The sequence below is a fragment of the Peribacillus sp. NPDC096448 genome (genome assembly GCF_044762675.1).
In the GTDB taxonomy this organism is placed as follows: Bacteria; Bacillota; Bacilli; order Bacillales; family DSM-1321; genus Peribacillus; species Peribacillus frigoritolerans_B.
This window is the reverse complement of record NZ_JBIWEU010000016.1, coordinates 24,579-41,643: the sequence shown is the minus strand read 5'-3', so window position 1 is coordinate 41,643 and position 17,065 is coordinate 24,579. Positions and strand designations below refer to the sequence as shown.

At 40.2% G+C, this 17,065-nt stretch carries 16 protein-coding genes; 12 read left to right on the top strand and 4 right to left on the bottom strand.

Translation table 11 applies throughout. The features are described from left to right. Positions 1-180, top strand: a 180-nt coding sequence (locus ACIQ0C_RS22115; protein WP_403064028.1) for a hypothetical protein, incomplete at its 5' end; no start/stop codon positions are given. Between the two features lie 26 nt (positions 181-206). Here ACIQ0C_RS22115 and ACIQ0C_RS22110 read toward each other — a convergent pair. Together ACIQ0C_RS22110 and ACIQ0C_RS22105 are read right to left on the bottom strand one after the other, a co-directional pair. Next, positions 207-677, bottom strand: coding sequence for a DinB family protein (locus tag ACIQ0C_RS22110; RefSeq protein ID WP_403064025.1), 471 nt, complete (start codon positions 675-677; stop codon positions 207-209). Positions 678-1,224: 547 nt separating this feature from the next. Further along, positions 1,225-1,638, bottom strand: coding sequence for a GNAT family N-acetyltransferase (locus ACIQ0C_RS22105; protein ID WP_403064022.1), 414 nt, complete (start codon positions 1,636-1,638; stop codon positions 1,225-1,227). Between the two features lie 526 nt (positions 1,639-2,164). Here ACIQ0C_RS22105 and ACIQ0C_RS22100 point away from each other — a divergent pair. The 5 genes from ACIQ0C_RS22100 (at position 2,165) to ACIQ0C_RS22080 (ending at position 5,819) form a co-directional block, all read left to right on the top strand. After that, a complete protein-coding gene (locus tag ACIQ0C_RS22100; RefSeq protein WP_403064076.1) occupies positions 2,165-3,055 on the top strand; it encodes a TIGR01777 family oxidoreductase in 891 nt (296 codons plus the stop codon). Between the two features lie 62 nt (positions 3,056-3,117). Further along, positions 3,118-4,296 carry an LL-diaminopimelate aminotransferase gene (locus ACIQ0C_RS22095; protein ID WP_403064019.1) on the top strand — a complete coding sequence of 393 codons (1,179 nt, stop codon included), beginning with the start codon at positions 3,118-3,120 and terminating at the stop codon, positions 4,294-4,296. Between the two features lie 165 nt (positions 4,297-4,461). Continuing rightward, on the top strand, positions 4,462-4,695 hold the full coding sequence (locus ACIQ0C_RS22090; RefSeq protein WP_403064016.1) for a hypothetical protein: 234 nt from the start codon (positions 4,462-4,464) through the stop codon (positions 4,693-4,695). 184 nt (positions 4,696-4,879) lie between these two features. Further along, the gene (locus ACIQ0C_RS22085; protein WP_053533767.1) at positions 4,880-5,152 is read left to right on the top strand and encodes a phage holin; all 273 of its coding nucleotides are present in this window, start codon (positions 4,880-4,882) and stop codon (positions 5,150-5,152) included. A 187-nt stretch (positions 5,153-5,339) separates the two neighbouring features. Further along, positions 5,340-5,819: a C40 family peptidase gene (locus ACIQ0C_RS22080; RefSeq protein WP_403064013.1), complete on the top strand. Its 480-nt coding sequence runs from the start codon at positions 5,340-5,342 to the stop codon at positions 5,817-5,819. Between the two features lie 88 nt (positions 5,820-5,907). Here the strand turns inward: ACIQ0C_RS22080 and ACIQ0C_RS22075 are convergent, their stop codons facing one another. Both ACIQ0C_RS22075 and ACIQ0C_RS22070 read right to left on the bottom strand, forming a co-directional pair. After that, positions 5,908-6,444 carry a GDYXXLXY domain-containing protein gene (locus ACIQ0C_RS22075; RefSeq protein ID WP_403064010.1) on the bottom strand — a complete coding sequence of 179 codons (537 nt, stop codon included), beginning with the start codon at positions 6,442-6,444 and terminating at the stop codon, positions 5,908-5,910. Continuing rightward, positions 6,437-7,495 carry a DUF2157 domain-containing protein gene (locus tag ACIQ0C_RS22070; protein ID WP_403064007.1) on the bottom strand — a complete coding sequence of 353 codons (1,059 nt, stop codon included), beginning with the start codon at positions 7,493-7,495 and terminating at the stop codon, positions 6,437-6,439. The genes ACIQ0C_RS22075 and ACIQ0C_RS22070 overlap by 8 nt, the downstream gene beginning before the upstream one ends. Positions 7,496-7,727: 232 nt before the next feature. Here ACIQ0C_RS22070 and ACIQ0C_RS22065 point away from each other — a divergent pair, with 232 nt between their 5' ends. The 6 genes from ACIQ0C_RS22065 to ACIQ0C_RS22040 all read left to right on the top strand — a co-directional run bounded on the left by ACIQ0C_RS22065 (position 7,728) and on the right by ACIQ0C_RS22040 (position 17,016). Further along, a complete protein-coding gene (locus ACIQ0C_RS22065; RefSeq protein ID WP_402842667.1) occupies positions 7,728-8,048 on the top strand; it encodes a PadR family transcriptional regulator in 321 nt (106 codons plus the stop codon). Beyond that, the gene (locus ACIQ0C_RS22060; RefSeq protein ID WP_402842664.1) at positions 8,045-8,599 is read left to right on the top strand and encodes a DUF1700 domain-containing protein; all 555 of its coding nucleotides are present in this window, start codon (positions 8,045-8,047) and stop codon (positions 8,597-8,599) included. Before ACIQ0C_RS22065 ends, ACIQ0C_RS22060 begins: the two co-directional genes overlap by 4 nt. Continuing rightward, on the top strand, positions 8,592-9,386 hold the full coding sequence (locus ACIQ0C_RS22055; RefSeq protein WP_402842662.1) for a DUF4097 family beta strand repeat-containing protein: 795 nt from the start codon (positions 8,592-8,594) through the stop codon (positions 9,384-9,386). Before ACIQ0C_RS22060 ends, ACIQ0C_RS22055 begins: the two co-directional genes overlap by 8 nt. 238 nt (positions 9,387-9,624) lie before the next feature. Next, entirely contained in the window at positions 9,625-10,587 is a 963-nt protein-coding gene (locus ACIQ0C_RS22050) for a sensor domain-containing diguanylate cyclase (protein WP_403064004.1), read from the top strand. 379 nt (positions 10,588-10,966) lie between these two features. After that, positions 10,967-12,163: an MFS transporter gene (locus tag ACIQ0C_RS22045; RefSeq protein ID WP_403064001.1), complete on the top strand. Its 1,197-nt coding sequence runs from the start codon at positions 10,967-10,969 to the stop codon at positions 12,161-12,163. A 182-nt stretch (positions 12,164-12,345) separates the two neighbouring features. Continuing rightward, positions 12,346-17,016 (top strand): hypothetical protein, encoded by a 4,671-nt coding sequence (locus ACIQ0C_RS22040; RefSeq protein ID WP_403063998.1) that lies wholly within the window; start codon positions 12,346-12,348, stop codon positions 17,014-17,016. Positions 17,017-17,065 lie beyond the last annotated feature (49 nt).

Here is a 17,065-nt window from a genome sequence, read left to right as displayed (position 1 = left end):
TGCGGGAAAAGCGTGTCTAGGGGAGACCCCGCAGGCGCAAGGCGAGGAGGCTCCCCGACCGCCCGCGGAAAGCGAGTGCCTGAAGCGGAAATCAACATCCAAATCGTACAAGCAATAAAAAAAACTGCAGACAAACACGATTTTCATCGAGTTGCCAACAGTCTGGGCGCTTCACCATGATGAAACACCCTTTGAAAATGATATGATTAATCCCAAACGTTAATTCTAGGGACTCCAGCAGTTCTTAAGTAGTCCAATAATTGACCAGTATGTACAGACTCATGATAAGCGATTCTCAGCAGCATGTCTCCTAAATCCCTGATATATCCTACATCAGAGCGATCAATTTTAATAGTGGATAAGTCGTCTTCGCTGAAGGATATGATTGTTTCCAAAAAGTCACGCCTGTAAGGTTCGGCAAAGTTTAATTCCGCTTCTACAGAGATAAGTGGCTGTTTTTCATATGGTGATTCATAAACTGGTAAGCTGCCTTGATTTTTAATGGATAAATGATAGTAATGCTCACTATCAAGGACATGTCTAACCATTTCTAAACAGCTCATTGCCTTGTCGTCCGGTTTCCAATGGAGTGTGCCTTTAGGTATTGAAGTCCATAGTTTAATGTTTCTTCTTCTAACCTCTTCAAGATTTAAGATAATTAGTTCTATCGATTTCATTATATCTCCCCTTTTAGCAGGTATACAATCACTATACAGGAATGGGTTTATTTTGAAAATATAGAAAAAATATTATGGATAGGGTATTAAATCATTGCGATTTCTTCCAATATATATAGTGCCACTTCTGTTTTATTAAGATAAACGTATGATAGGGTTAACTAGTTTTTACTGGTTGACCTTTTTAAGGGGAACTCTACTATCAAGCAAAGGAATGACAAACGTGGCACATTGTTTGTTCAATAGAATTACCTTGAATACATGGGAAATTGCATGAAAAAGAAGCATCGGAGAGAGGAGTAAGATTTTAAGAAAGGTTGAAGAGACTACAGGGAAAATGCCTATGAATCCGTGTAGAATTTACAGGCTTTCCTTCCCTAGTTGTTCATTGCATGGAGGAACGGAGAATTCATATATCCCTATAATCCTAATCTCACTTATTAGGATTAGTATCAGGAAGATAATCCCTGTGAATGGAGGGTAAAACGGAATGTATTTTGATCGATCTTTCTTTTTATTTACCCCTATAGGCTTCAAGAGACCCTTCTTAAATCAGTGATTGAATTAGAATGTCATCATGATAAATGAAAATCGGTTTAAAACCAAGGGCTCTAAACTTTTGCAATGCTTCATGGTTATTTTTGTTCACGAAACCGGACACTACAAGGATTCCTTTTTTTCTCACATATGCTACTAATTCGGGTAAAAGGGCTTGGAGAATTCCCTTTCCTCTATATTTCTTGTCAATGACTACATAATTAATATGAGCCACTTTATATAAATAAAGATTATAACAAAGAAACCCCACTACTTTACCTTTATCATTACAAATCACAAGTACCTTGTGTGAATTTTGCAGAATTTCATTCACTTTATCGGACGAAACCCGAAAATTTTTTACCGTAATATCCGTTAATTTCTTTATATCCTTTTTAGGTTTCCAGTCTCGAAAAAAATACATTATAACTTCTCCTTTATCTCTATTAGATATAACAGTTATTCACTAGACATATATAGCTGGTACATGTAAATACATAACATGGAATCCCTTTAGATTAGTCCAAAGGGATTCCATGTGAATCTCAAAAAAGCAACCTTCTAATTTTCAAATTCTTTGACAGAAGTGGGTTGCTTGATGGAAGTAGGTTCCTTAATTGAAGTACCTCTATTATTGTTTAATAGATTTTGTAAGACTCTTCTCAAGGCAGACCTAAGGCTGCTATTGCCAGTTCCAGAATTACCAGCTCTTCTTAGCTTTTTGTTTGACACTGAAATCATCCCCTTTGTTTTATAGATTTCCACATTACTAATTTATGTGTAATTTTTCCTTTTGCTTGGACAAGTTCATTAATTATTGCGCAGCGCAGGAGTTGCTACCATTTAATGTAATAACATGGTATAATTCATGTGAATTACTTCACATGAAAACACATAAACACTCGTTATTATTCGTACTATTAACTCATAAACGAAAGTGGGTTGGTTATATGCTGAAGAAAGTGGTTTTAGCTGGCGGGACTGGTTTTGTCGGTCAATACTTTGAAAAGCATTTCAGGAATTTAGGGTATGAGGTAAGGATCATCTCCAGACAATCCCCGCATACTGGCTGGGAAGATAAAGAAGGAATAAGGGGAATGATCGATAACTCGGATATGTTAATCAACCTAGCAGGAAAGACGGTCAATTGCCGTTACAACGCCAAGAATAAGAAAGAAATATTGGATTCACGAACCGATACGACTGAAGTGCTAGGTAAGGCGATTGAACAATGCGAGAATCCCCCTTCATTATGGATAAACTCAAGTACGGCAACGATATACAGGCATGCTGAAGATAAACCAATGACGGAGGAACATGGTGTAATCGGTTCAGGCTTTTCTGTAGATGTTGCGAAAGCGTGGGAGCGCTCATTTTTCAATTTCCGATTACCAAAGACGAGACAAATTGCTTTACGGATCGCCATTGTATTGGGAGAGGGGGGAGTGATGACCCCATATAGGAATTTGGTTAAATTCGGAATGGGAGGGCATCAAGGATCAGGAAATCAGAAATTCAGTTGGATACATATAGAAGATTTATTTAACATTGTCCTTTTTATGAGAAAGAATCAGGAGCTGAGCGGGGTGTTCAATTGTTCATCGCCGCATCCAGTTACAAATCGTGAATTGATGGCTCATTTGAGAAAACTCATGAATATTAGGATAGGACTTCCCTGTCCAACACCCATGCTTGAAATGGGCGCTTTCTTTATGGGTACCGAAACGGAATTGATATTAAAAAGCCGGTGGGTCATACCTGAGAGATTGGAAAAGGCGGGGTATGCATTTAAATTCCGTCATCTTGATGAGGCTCTGGAACAGATACTGATGAATTCTTAAAATACACGAGAAAGATTGCTATAATGATAGATAGAAAATCATTAATGGAGGGGAATCGCAGAATGAATATGACTCCATCTGAAAAAGTCGGAAAATTCACAACGGGGATATTTTCAGAATTGGCGACCCGCAAGCAGGGTGCAATGAAACGAGGGTTGGATGTTATCGATTTGAGTGTAGGAAGTCCGGATCTACCACCTCCTGATTTTGTAGTGGATACGCTTGTAAAGTATGCGCAGGATCCCAATTCCTACGGGTATACGTTAAAAGGTACACCTGAATTCCATGAGGCAGTCCGTTATTTTTATCGGATGCGTTATGGAGTGGAGCTGGATGCAGAAAGGGAAGTCCTCCAACTGATGGGATCGCAGGATGGCCTTGCACACTTGGCAACGGCGATGATAAACCCTGGAGATTATGTGCTGGTGCCAGATCCGGGATATCCAATTTATGAAGCGAGTGTTGAACTTGCCGGCGGAATCATTCATCCGATGCCGCTTACTGCCGAAAATGGATTCCTGCCGCAGCTTAACGAAATTCCGGGTGAAATAGTGAAAAAGACCAAAATGATGATCATCAGTTATCCAGGAAATCCTGTCACGGCCCTTGCTGATGAAGCTTTCTTTTCGGAAGTTATATCGTTTGCGAAAAAGAACGAGATCATGGTGGTTCACGATTTTGCTTATTCCGAGTTGATTTTTGATGATCATCCGCAAATTAGTTTTATGTCCATTCCTGGTGCCAAGGAAGTGGGGATTGAATTTAACTCACTTTCCAAAACTTTTAATATGGCCGGCTGCCGCATCGGGTATGCAGTAGGCAATCGAGAGGCGCTGAACATTCTGAGAACGTTGAAATCACACATCGATTATGGGGTTTTTTATCCTATCCAAAAAGCTGCCGAGATGGCGCTAACTTCCAATCTTTCGCTGCTATCCGAACAGGTTAAGGAATACCAGTCCCGACGTGATACCTTGATTTCAGGTCTTGCGGAAGGGGGATGGCATGTACCGAAAACATCAGCTACCATGTTTATTTGGGCCCCAATTCCTGCTGGCTGGAAATCACGGGATTTTGCCTATGCATTGATTGAAAAAGCAGGGGTAACGGTCGTTCCAGGCGATGCTTTTGGTAAGCAGGGTGAAGGGTATGTCCGGATGGCCTTGGTCCAGCCGGAAGATAGATTGACAGAAGCTGCTGAACGGATCAGATTGTTTTTGGAGGAAAAAATTGGAGTGTGAAAAATCAAGCATTTAATATATTCAGGTTTTAAGAACGCTCGATCTAGGATCGGACGTTCTTTCTTTTTATTTTCTTACTTAAATGAAATGCACAAATATCATTAAGGCAATTGCAAACGTTGGCCCACATGGAATAATGCCCTGATCCTGAAAAATCCGGAGCAAATGCCGCCCAATTGGCTCAGCTATAAACGGTTTTGGCTGGCACAGGACTTGCCGCCGGTATCCATTCCGGGGGAGAGTGAGAGAAAAGGTTTACGGACGGTGACTACCAATCTACCTATAGAGGCAGAAGCTTATTTTCTAAAGTCAGGAATAAACTGGAATACCGAGGAGTATATAGAGCTTGAGGAAGGCTGTTACGTACTTGTTAAAGTGAGATGCTCTCTAGTGTTTTAAAAAACTACTTTGAGGTTTAAGAGAAGGTCCATCCTCTGATGGGCTTTTTTCTGTTTATGGGAAACTAGAGAGATGGATTATAATGGAACTTTTGAACGTAAAAAGGACAAGCCGCATAAAATATAGCAGGTCTGCGACAATCTTCAATGAAGCGGACTTAATATGATAGAGAGGGGGAAAAGCAATGATCAACTGGAAAGTGCGTCTTAAGAACCCTACGTTTATATTCACTGTACTCCTTCCTGGTCTTTTAATATTGGCGCAGATGGTTGCGGCGTTCATAAACAATTTCATTACTCCTATAGGCTTTACCATTACTGATGATGCATTGAACGGAGCTTTAGGCATCATTAACTTCATAGCGCTTACATTCTTTGGAATCGGCGGTGTGGTCGATCATACCACTAAAGGTCTAAGTGACAGTGAAAATGCTCGACAATACGAGGAACCTAAGTAATGGACACTATCCTTTCAGCTACTGAAAAATAGAATATACCAGATAACACCGTATTAGCTAAACACCGGCGTTATCTGGTTATTTTTTTTTGCCGAGATGATGATCGCCGAACATGATTTGGTCTAAAAACCGAAATGCAACATACATTTAAAATTGTGGTTCATTTTCAGTTTGGGGAGGAAAAAGGATGAGTTATAGTTTACAAGTTTCAAAATGGTTTACAGTCATAGTTTTAATCGGGGCATTATTGACGGCATTCATATTCAGTCCGGCTAATGCTTCAGCCTCTATCAATTATGGTGATGAAGTTGCCGCTTTGGCAAAGAAGCAGGTGGGAAGCAAATATAAATATGGGGGGACGACCCCAAAAGGGTTTGATGCTAGCGGTCTTACCCAATATGTATATAAAAATGCAGCCACAGAAATGAAGATTCCAAGAACGAGTGCGGACCAGTATAAAACCGGAAAGGCCGTGAAGCAAAAAGATTTAAAAGCGGGCGATTTGGTCTTCTATGCGACAGGTAAGAAAGGGCAGGTCTCTTTTGTAGGAATCTATTATGGAAATGGTACATTTGTCGGGACCACTACCAAAGGGGTCAAGGTGGTCAAGATGAGTGATAAGTATTGGAAAGAAAAATATATAGGGGCAAAACGGGTCATTAAGTAACAATCTGATGTTCATATGAAAAAAGTCCAGCAAAAAAAAGAGCATCGAAAAACCGATGCTCTTTTTGCTAGTCATATCCGGGGGGCATTCATTCAATGATGATATCGGTTAAAACAACATTGCCATTACGAACTTTTACGACGGCCACTGAAGGATTGGCCAATGCGTCCTTCTCCATTTCCTTTGCTTTTTCTTCGGAAGCGAAATAATTGTCCAGACCGTATCTGATCTGAATGGTTTTAGCATTTTGCAGGTCATATGGGATTTCCAATTCCCCTTTTAGGTACACGCCTTCGCCGGGTTTTTCTTTCGTTACGTAATCGACCACGTATAGTCCATTAGTGTTTTGTTTCAAACGTACATATACCTTTTTATAATCACCCATATTTCTTGTATTGAACTCGGTTTTAATCGAGTCATCGACTTGTGATGACCTAACTGATTCAATTTCGTATTTCAATGCCACATAGCTTCCCCTAAATAAGTCAGTCGGGTCGACCGGGGCTGTTTTGATCTTGATTACATCTCCTGTCATTGTTGTCCAGACCGGAGGAAACGCCAAGATTAACAGAATCAAGACTGGAATGGAAAATACGATGAGTGGCCTGAATGATTGATTACTCATTGAGTTCCCCTCCTTTTTTTCGTTGATTTTCAAAGAAGAAGCCAAAACCGATAAGCATGATTCCACCGATGATGAATGTAAGTGATTTTGGCAGGAAGTCAAAGGAGTAAATGTAATATCTGAAAATCAGTGCACATATTATCACGATGCTGGTCAAACTGCCTTTTAGAATCAGATAAAGCAGAAAAACGAAATAAGCTAAAGGAAACCAGATTGAAAAATCAAAGGTAAGGAAGAGTGCAGTTATACCATGTAAGATATGCCCTTGTATGTGTGTGATGTTTTGTAATTTGGCTCTTACCGGAATATAGGCAAGCACGATTCCCAGTACAAACAAAATGGAAAGGACTATCGTATTCGAATTTTCAAACCCTTGTTTCGGCACGAATTCCATAAGAAATAAGGCAATTGTATTGATGGCTAAAGCGTTAATGAAAAAGGTCAGATATTTAGGGTAATCGAATTTCTTTAACAGAATGTATAAAGCCGGTAGAAATACAAGAATGGCAAGCGGATAAGATGTTTCATCAACGAATATACTTCCATTAATATAAATGAAAAGCAGAAAGGTTGTAAAAAGGAGGATGAAAACATCCTTCAAATAGTATCCAATGAATACCGTTCCAATCGCCCATAATAAAAAGGAACTGTTGAAATTGATGCTAATGTTAAACATCTGCTCGACTAGAAAAATCCCTGCACCAAAGATCAGAATACCTGCATAATGCAGACTTCGTGACGTTTTGGGAAAGCGTACCTGCACCTTCAAGCCAGCAAAATTCACTCCGATGAGGCATGCAATGATAAGCAGGAATTTAACCGCTTTACTTAAATAGATCCAGTTGCTGGCTACGAAGGTCAATACGCCTAAACCTAAAAGAAGCGCCCCAATGGATAATAGAATAGTGATGAAGTTCAAATTACCTTTGATATCATAGGAACCTAACATCCTCACTTTCTCTTGCTGGGAGATGACTCCTTCCTTTTCAAGGTAATTAAATTCATGTTCAAGAAAATCGAATTGTTTTTTTGTTATTGCTTTGTTGGCCAAAGTAACTCCTCCTTCCACATTTTACTATTATACATCGTATTCTCTTGCAGCTTTGAATATAATGCTAATTTTCTTCTCCCCTTATTAGAATGCATGTAAGAGCAAAAATTATTTATAGTACCTTGCAATGAACAGTACCGTGTGGTAAATTATTTACATAAGATGTATTGTTCGGTGTTCAGTACTGTTTATTGAACTATACTGAAAAACTTTCGGAAGGAGTGAAGGTGCTATGAATGTACAATTTAAGAAAGGTGTCCTGGAACTGTGTGTCCTGGTTTTACTGGATAAGCAGGATCGCTATGGGTATGAACTTGTACAGAAGATTTCGGATCAAATTGAAATATCGGAAGGGTCGGTATATCCACTTTTAAGGCGATTGACGAAGGAAGAGTATTTTACGACATATTTGCAAGAATCAACAGAAGGGCCTCCGCGCAAGTATTATACTTTAACCGAAAAAGGCCGGAGATACCTTCAAGAGCTGCTGACGGAATGGAATGAATTTTCCCATGGTGTCAACCAATTAATCAAGGAAGGTGTGAACCAATGAATAAAGAACAATTTTTAAAACAATTGAATGCCTCTTTAACCAGACTTTCTTTAGAGGAACGGGAAGATATCCTTCAAGATTACGAAGAGTATTTCGAAATTGGAATGGAAGAAGGGAAGTCAGAGCAGGAAATCTCCAAATCCCTTGGGAATCCTAAACAGATTTCCAAGGAACTGATGGCATCCTATCATCTGGGTCAGGTCGAACAAACGACTTCTGCAAGTAATGTCATGCGGGCAGTTTGGGCAGTCATTGGCTTGGGATTCTTTAATTTAGTAATCGTTTTGGGGCCATTTATAGCATTGATCGGAGTTGTCATTGCAGGATGGGCTTCGGCGATAGCGTTCATTCTTGCTCCGTTTGGCGTTCTTTTTAACCTTGCGATAGGTAACTTTCAATTATTCGATCTTTTCTTCGCATTGGGACTATGCGGGATTGGCATTTTCATTGCCATGGGAATGTTTGTTGCCACGAATGCTTTAACTAAAGGATTCATTCGCTATTTAAAATTTAACGCTTCCCTTGTGAAAGGCGGTTTGAAAAATGATTAATGTAAAAAAATTATCGATCATTGCACTTGTATTGTTATTGATCGGAGTAATAGGAAGTCTGTTTACGTTTTCCCAAGTGACGAATAAGGAAACGACTACAGAGGAAAAAACGATTTCGGAAATCGTGACGGACATTCGGATCGACACTGATAATGCAGCTGTAGAAATCGTTCCTACGAAGGATACGGAGACCAGGATAGAGTTGGTTTCAAAAGGGATGGATGTTTCCAAGTTGGATTTCACTGCAGATGTGGAAGGGAAGAAGCTTTCGGTACAATTAAAAGATCGACGCACCTTTAGCTTTGGTTTTCATATTCAATCCTTACATTTAAAGGTATATGTGCCTGAAGAATCTTATAAATCCTTTGTCGCCGAATCCGATAATGGAAAATTGCAAATATCGGGATTGAAAAGTGAAAATCTAAATGTGAAATCTCAAAATGGCCGGGTAGAATTAAATGATATAATAACCGAAAAAGTTGAAGTGAAATCTGCTAATGGAAAAGTAGAGCTTAATAATGTGGAGGGAAAACTGGTTGGTTCATCGAATAACGGTAAAATCACATTAGTCACGAAAGACTTGGATAGGGAGATCGAACTCGAAAGTAATAATGGTAAAATCATGATCAAAACGGAGAATGAACCGACAAATACAACATTCGATGTTCATGTTGACAATGGGAGAGTAGATATCCTTGGTAAGTACGAAGGCAATACTGTCATTGGCAAAGGTGAAAATCTAGTTAAATTGGAAACGAATAATGGGAAAATCGAGATAACGAAATAGTCGTGAAGCATGAAAAAGCGGATCCAATTGGGGTCGGCTTTTTTCAGTTATGCTGCCATTGCTATAAGCGGCCCCCTTCTAAGGAAATATTGAAAAAGATTTAAAGTTTTTCCTTTTAGATGTTTTTGGAATTATAATATATGAAGGATAATTATGTTAAAAGTAATGAGTGTAAGTCCGCCATCAAATCTATGGAAAAGTTTTAATGAAACGACTTCAAAAGCATGGGGGCTGTAGAATGAAATTCAATAAATTGTCATTGGATATATTTAAACGTATGATCTTCACTCGCAAGAAAAGGGAGGTGGACTATCTGAAGAAAGGGTTCGAAGTGCAAAAAAAGGTTTTTAATATAGTGGAAAGTTCTAAGGATATTATCTACTGCTACGAATCGAATCCAAGTTCCAAGTTCAGGTATCTAAGTCCATCAATCAATACACTTTTAGGTCAAGGTGTCTTGGAAGAAGCATACAATGACCCTTCCTCCCCTTTCGAAAGGATTCATCCTGATGACTTTGAACTCCTAAATGAAAAGGTATATATTGGGATTGATTATACTAAGCCGGTCATTCAACGCTGGAGAAATATCGAGGGGGATTTTTTGTGGTTCGAGGAATATGCCACACCTATATATGAAAAAGAGCAATTGGTAGCCGTTCAAGGAATCATTCGCAATATCGATGAAAGAGTGAGGTTCATACAGGATATTGAGTATCAAATGTCCCATGACCCATTAACGAACATCCATAATCGACAGTTTTTCGATAATATATCTGCCAAATCCAATCTTGATTTCGATACTCCGGTTGCCATGATATTGTGTGATTTAGATGAGCTGAAATTTATGAATGATACGTATGGCCATAAGAAAGGAGATGAATTGATTAAAGCAGCGGCAAATCTATTGAAACGGATCTTCTCGGACATCGCTGTTGTAGCGAGAGTGGGAGGCGATGAGTTTGCCATTCTTCTGATTGACAGGAGCAAGCGAGAGGTAGAATCTCTTTGTGAATTATTAATGGAAGAAATCCTTTTGCAAAACTCCCTAAAAAAAGGCCCTCACATCAGTATGTCATTCGGGCATGCTTACCGTTCGCATTCCAAAGGGAATATGGATAGCTTATTCATGGAAGCGGATCAAAAAATGTTTCAGGATAAACGGCGAAGAAAAGAACAGAAACTCGTTCGGGCGGGCAGATGAAAGAAATGGCATACAATAAGATAGGGCGGTACAACCATTCATCACTTACAGAATGGTTGTTTCATAGGATGTTTTATGAAATTTAGAATTTAAGGGAATTCCATTATATTGGCGGGTTTCGTTTCAGCCAAAAGGATTTGGAGCCGTTCCGCTGTATGAAGGGATGATATGCATTAAAAGCATGGCGAACCTAAATTATTAGTTTGCATAACGGAGGGTAAGTGGACGGAAATGATTATGAATGTTAAAGGGGGAGCCCAATGTCATACTGGGCTTTTATTTATATATATATATTTAGGTACACGAAATAAATCATTCGCTTATTTTAAGCAATTTTAGTAAACTTGCAATGACTTTTATAATTAGAAGGTGAAGGGATATGAGGGAAACCTTAGTGGATGAACGGGTAAGAGGGACTGATAAAATCTGGACACGTGATTTCATCATGATCTGTTTGGCAAATATGTGCATCTTCATGGGTTTTCAAATGACGATGCCGACCCTCCCGCTGTTTGTAGAACAGCTTGGCGGTGATGACCGTCTTGTGGGGGCTGTCCTTGGAATCTTCACTTTTTCGGCCTTGCTTGTTCGGCCAATTGCCGGGAGGTTATTGGAGACGAAAGGAAGGCGCATCGTTTTTCTTGCTGGGTTAGCCATTTTCGCATTGTCGGTGGGTTCCTTCGGTTTTATGGGGAGCATCGGCTTGTTATTCATGATGCGGATTGTACAGGGCGTCGGCTGGGGATTTTCTTCAACGGCTTCAGGAACGATTGCTTCCGATATAATCCCTGCGAAACGGCGTGGCGAGGGGATGGGGTATTACGGATTATCGGGTAACTTAGCACTGGCATTCGGGCCATCATTGGGTCTTTTCCTAGTTACTGTCCTTCCGTTTCAAGAGTTGTTTTTGATCTGCTCTTTGTTAGGATTGCTTGCCATCATTGCGGCATCACTTATTCGGTATCAAAAAGTGGAAAGTGATCCTTCGGCCGCTGTCAGAGCCAAAAGGTTTGATATATATGAAAAAAGTGCCCTTCAGCCATCTTTGCTCATTTTCTTCATCTCCGTTACATTTGGTGGAATTGCAACATTCCTTCCCCTGTATACAGCGGAAAAAGGTGTAGATGGAATTCAGTGGTACTTTTTAGTATATGCAATGGCCCTCATGGTCACGAGATTATTCGCGGGCCGATTATATGACAGAAGGGGACATCGAGCCGTATACGTGCCTTCAACAGTACTCATCATGGCTGGGATGCTGCTGCTTGCATGGATGCCGAGTGAAGCGGTCCTTTACATTGCGGCAGTGCTTTATGGATTTGGATTCGGTTCTGTCCAGCCGGCGCTGCAGGCATGGTCGATTGAAAAGACGGCACCCAATCGGAAGGCGATGGCAAATGCAACATACTTTTCATTTTTTGATCTTGGAGTGGGCATAGGTGCCATCGTGTTCGGGCAGATAGGCTTCCTCTTCGGCTATAGGAGCATCTATATCACGGCAGCCGCCTCGATTTTCATTTCGATGATCGTTTATTTATGCATTATCAGGAGCGAGGATAAAGTAAAATCAATGTAAAGACGTTAAATGGCTTCAAATGGAAGTCATTTTTTTTTGAGTCATGAGGAACATTACTGGATTCGTTGTTCCATCAGTGTATCACCCTAAATATTAAAAAAAATGGAAGAACTTTGTTATTATCAAAAAGAGAATATACATAAGATGATAGAAGGTCTATTTGAAGGAAGGGGAATCTTGGGATGAATGATTCTTCAAACGAAGAAATGACATTAGAAAGAAGGAAGCGTATTTTCCAAGAAGAGCTGGATGTTTTATGGGAAAGGCGGCTCATCCCTAAATCAGAATATATCCGGATTAGCAGGGCATATAATCGCCATTTCCAACTTGCCCTCCATAAAGAAAGGCGCTTAGAGGATGAAAAAAAGAAATCCATCCAAGAACATGAAACGATTATCGGTGAAAGTGCCGAGATGAAGGTTCAAGATAGCTTGAGGGAAGAATTTCCATTGGGATTACGGGAATCTGGTAAATGGAAAGAATCGATAATGAAAAATGAGAAGGCCGGGTATGATCCTATTGAAACCGTTTTGGAGGATAGTCTGGAACCTGTCAAGGAGATCACTGATAGGAAACCGGTTATTCTACAGCAGTCCATCAAGCGGGAGAAACCGGTAAAACCGGTAAAGCCGAAGAAAACACCTGAGCAAATCAGGGAACGGAATATCTCTGTCATCCTGCTCACTGGGGTCATATTGCTTCTGTTTGGCGGGTTGATTTTAGCAACCACTTCATGGGGGGATCTGAATGCGATCCTGAAAGTTTTCTTCATTGGAATGGTTTCCGTCATTTTTGCAGGGATGGCCTTCATCGCGTCGAAGCTGAAAATTAAACAAACCGCTTTTGCATTCCTGACGCTAGCCGGGTTATTCGTTCCGATTACTATTTTATCAGCTTCATATTATCGGATTTTTGGAGAGTACCTTTCACTTAATGGTGATGGGCGGGGGCTTCTGGGGTTTCTTGGGGGATTACTTTGCTTAGCCATTTATTGTAAGATTGCTGACTACTTCAAGTCGAAAATATTCATTTTCATTTCAATATTCACGTTTGGCATTACCTGCTATTTCGGATTGGCTTTTGTGACACCCACTATCGAGTGGATGTTTTTGGCGATTGGCATTCTTAATTTAATACTATTATGGAATAGGGAGCAATTGAAAAATCAAAAAGCATTAACGTTATTCAAACCAGTCATTTTTCAATTCATCCAGTTTAAGATCATTGTGGAAGCCTTTGTGATCCTGACGTTATTTTCAAGTAACTTGGTGTATTCGCTAACGTTGATGGTCTTTTCTGTTTTGTTTTTGATTTTTTCGGTCAAATTCCAAAAAAAATATTATGAAATGGCTTTTAGCGCCGTTTTCACGTATGGCTATATCCATCTAGTTTATAACTCGTTTTTAAGTGAGTACATGATCATTGCATTTGCACTTGTTCCAATCATTTTTACTATGCTATCGAAATATCTGGCTAAATCCAAAATGACTAAGCTTTCGAAGAACTTCATGTTCACCAGTTTGATTGAGAGCGGGATCGTTTTCTTATATAGTAACGCGATGGTGTACCAGGAGATCTATGCGCAAATATTCATTGCGCTCATGATAATATCCGCTCAGCTTGTCCATGTTTCCCTTCATTCGAGAAATTCCAGCTTCACGTACCCGGCTGTTATTGTTTTCGACTTAGCGTTCCTATATCTTTTCTTTGCCTTGCCAGTCTCTTTTTCTACCATTTTAAATCTGATTTTTGTTGTTCAGGTCATTCAATATCTTGGAGTATATTTATATAATCGTCATCCAAGGTACAGCCTGTTTAAGAAGAGTATCTTACTCATCTCCCCAATGATCATGTTAGTGATACTGACCAGTAAATTCAGCGAAATGGATTGGCTTGCAGTTAGTGCAGAGCTCGCCATGATTTCTGGGCTTTTCTTCATCACATATATAAAAGACGAATCAAAGCATATGAAGGAAAACGCCATATACGGGTTTCCAATCACTTTCGTACTGGCTTTGGTTGCTTTCTATCCATATTTGTTGGAGAGTTTAGGGTGGGTCCGATCAAATATCCCGCTCAGCGTCTATTTAATGGGGGTTTCACTGATTTCCATCTGTTCAGCCTACACATTTAAAAAGAGATACCATAAATACTTTCCTGTTTTTGCATATAGCGGACAGATTCTTTCCTTCCTTTCCTTGATATCGATTCCCTTCGATTCATTGAATCCTTTGGAGGCAAGCGGAGTCATTGCCATAGCTACTGCAATGAACGGCTGGTCCGTCCATATACATCGGAAGCAAATATTCTGGGTGCCTGTCGTGATCACAAGTGCCGGCCTATATGCCTCACTCTACGATGTTTTTGATTTTGGTTCAATGGTGCTGAAGATTGCGTTTGTGCTCCTAGGCCCTATCGTCTTTTTCCTTCTAGGAGGATGGCTTGGGAAATATTCGGGAAATGGGAAATTGTACTTCCAATATACGAGTCACCTTGCCAATTTACTGGCGATTCCCGTTGGATATTTGCTCATCATCCATACGGAAAGTTCACCGTTCCTATATGTTTCACAACTGCTGATTTATATTTTGAGTGCTTTAAGGGCAAATGTGAAATGGGAAAAATACGTTTTTACGTACCTGGGGTTTTCGACACTTTTCCTGCAGGTCCATTTATTTTTTGCAAACGTGGGGAGAATGGCATTCATTACATCAATATGCATGATGATAACAGCAGGACTCATAACCATTCTGTGGTCGGTTTCCAAAAAGAATTGGAAAGGCATCATGGAGTATTATCTTATTCCATTCATTCATTTAGCAATAAGCATATCCATATTGGAAACGGCAATCCGGGATTTTCCGCTTAACAGGGAATTGGTCTGGGTAGGAGTGATGACTGTACAGTTCTTGTTTGCCTGGTATCTGCTCATGAAAAGGAATTGGCGGAACTATGTTGCGGCTCCTCTAAGCTTGGCGTTCATTTTCTATAATATGTATGTAAATACATTACCTCTGGTTATGGCGATTATCGTATTGCTTGTATGTATGGCTGTGATGGTGCTGGCTAGCAGACGCCATTTCAAAGGATCGGTCAACCAAGAGGCAACGGAGAGAGTCATTGATCATTATCGGATTTTTGGTTTGTTATATCTGTGTACTCTGAACCTGGAAGTGTTTTTGAGCGATACAGGTTCTGCGATTTTGGGGATTTTTGTTTCCCTGCTGTTGCCTAGCTACTTCATTCTTATGGGGAAATTCACGATCTATAAGAAAGAAAAAAGCATTTACTCGGGAATAGCGGCCATCATCGGCCTTTTCCCGTTCATCAATATCATAGATTATGCCCATACACTTCCAATCGTCACGAGTTTGGCTGTTCTTTTTGGCTGTATGGCAGGAATGTTGTTGCTGAGCAGACTGTATTCCAGCGGGTCACTCAAGAAAAACGGATCAGGCATCATCAGCTTTGATCCTTTCAGGATCTATGGTTTATTCTTTTTGATCGATATGAATGCGGAGGTTTTTAACGATACTAAACATCAGTTGCTCCAAGTCTTTGTCTCGCTTCTGTTAACCGCCTATTTCATCTTCCTGAGGAGTCTGACAGCGGAAAAGCTTGAAAAGAAAATCTATTCCAATATTGCTGCACTAGTCAGTCTGTATCCCTTCCTGATCATCGTCGGCTATGCCAACAGCCAATCGGTTGTAATGGGCTTGCTGTTCCTTTTCGGTTTTATGTCAGGGATGCTGCTTTTAAGCCGGCGTTATTTCGATGGTTTAATCAAAAAGGAAGATACAGGTATTACCATTGATGCATACAGGATATATGGCCTGCTGTTTTTACTTGCCATGAATAGGGGAATCCCAGTAACTGAAACATCAAGCCAGTTACTCCAGGTTTTCGTCTCGCTCTTGATCACGGTTTACTTCATCTTGATTGGAAGTTTCACAAAGGATGTAAAAGAAAAAGGCATCTACGTTTGGCTGGCGGGAATTCTCAGTTTGTATCCGTATTGGACCATCATCATGTACGCGGACACATTACAGCCTTTCGTCGGAGCGGCAGTCCTTTTGGGGTGTATGGCCATAATGGTACTGCTAAGCAGGAAATTCTTTAAAGGGTTGCTTGATAAAGGCGGGGCAGGTTTTCAATTGGATTTTTACAGAGTCTATGGTCTGCTGTTTCTTCTTGCCATGAACATGGATGTTTTGACTGGGGGACCAGCACATTTCACTTTGGAAATCTTCGTGGCACTTCTGATTCCGGCCTATTTCATTTTGATGAGAAGCACAACGACAGGCAAGAGGGAAAGAAAATCCCAATTGGCTGCAGCGCTTTTGTTCAGTCTATATCCGTATTGGGTCATTGTCGATCAGCTCACGATACATCCTTTACTTGCGGAGGAGGTGAATATTCTGCCATTGTTCATTGTCAGCACCACTCTGCTGAGGAAAATCTTTGCTAAAGGAAAAATCACACAATATATCGAGAGTGGTATTGTTATCCTCTTGTTTTTAGCCTTAATCATTGATGCAATGGCAGGAAACACCTTATATGATGCCCTCATTATCGGCACGGTGTCATTGGCGGCAATGCTTTTTGGATTCATGATGAAATACAAATCCTATTTCATCGCTGGAACGGGGACCATTTTATTCAATGTCTATATGAATACCAATTCGATGTGGGGCGAGATGCCATGGTGGCTGTATTTAATCATTGGCGGAGGCCTGCTTATCGGAATTGCATCTTTCTTTGAATGGAAAAAACAAAAAGACAACAGGACCTCTAAGGAGGTTCTCGAGAAAAATAAACAAAGGATCAAGAATTGGCTCAATCGGTGGAATTAATGAAGAAGGAAAAGGAATGCATCAGACGACTGGAAAAATTTCCGATGGA

Bases quoted from the DNA above. Each gene is read 5' to 3' on its own strand.
- ACIQ0C_RS22110 (WP_403064025.1), bottom strand. From the start codon at position 677: ATGAAATCGATAGAACTAATTATCTTAAATCTTGAAGAGGTTAGAAGA.
- ACIQ0C_RS22105 (WP_403064022.1), bottom strand. From the start codon at position 1,638: ATGTATTTTTTTCGAGACTGGAAACCTAAAAAGGATATAAAGAAATTA.
- ACIQ0C_RS22100 (WP_403064076.1), top strand. From the start codon at position 2,165: ATGCTGAAGAAAGTGGTTTTAGCTGGCGGGACTGGTTTTGTCGGTCAA.
- ACIQ0C_RS22095 (WP_403064019.1), top strand. From the start codon at position 3,118: ATGAATATGACTCCATCTGAAAAAGTCGGAAAATTCACAACGGGGATA.
- ACIQ0C_RS22090 (WP_403064016.1), top strand. From the start codon at position 4,462: ATGCCGCCCAATTGGCTCAGCTATAAACGGTTTTGGCTGGCACAGGAC.
- ACIQ0C_RS22085 (WP_053533767.1), top strand. From the start codon at position 4,880: ATGATCAACTGGAAAGTGCGTCTTAAGAACCCTACGTTTATATTCACT.
- ACIQ0C_RS22080 (WP_403064013.1), top strand. From the start codon at position 5,340: ATGAGTTATAGTTTACAAGTTTCAAAATGGTTTACAGTCATAGTTTTA.
- ACIQ0C_RS22075 (WP_403064010.1), bottom strand. From the start codon at position 6,444: ATGAGTAATCAATCATTCAGGCCACTCATCGTATTTTCCATTCCAGTC.
- ACIQ0C_RS22065 (WP_402842667.1), top strand. From the start codon at position 7,728: ATGAATGTACAATTTAAGAAAGGTGTCCTGGAACTGTGTGTCCTGGTT.
- ACIQ0C_RS22060 (WP_402842664.1), top strand. From the start codon at position 8,045: ATGAATAAAGAACAATTTTTAAAACAATTGAATGCCTCTTTAACCAGA.
- ACIQ0C_RS22055 (WP_402842662.1), top strand. From the start codon at position 8,592: ATGATTAATGTAAAAAAATTATCGATCATTGCACTTGTATTGTTATTG.
- ACIQ0C_RS22050 (WP_403064004.1), top strand. From the start codon at position 9,625: ATGAAATTCAATAAATTGTCATTGGATATATTTAAACGTATGATCTTC.
- ACIQ0C_RS22045 (WP_403064001.1), top strand. From the start codon at position 10,967: ATGAGGGAAACCTTAGTGGATGAACGGGTAAGAGGGACTGATAAAATC.
- ACIQ0C_RS22040 (WP_403063998.1), top strand. From the start codon at position 12,346: ATGAATGATTCTTCAAACGAAGAAATGACATTAGAAAGAAGGAAGCGT.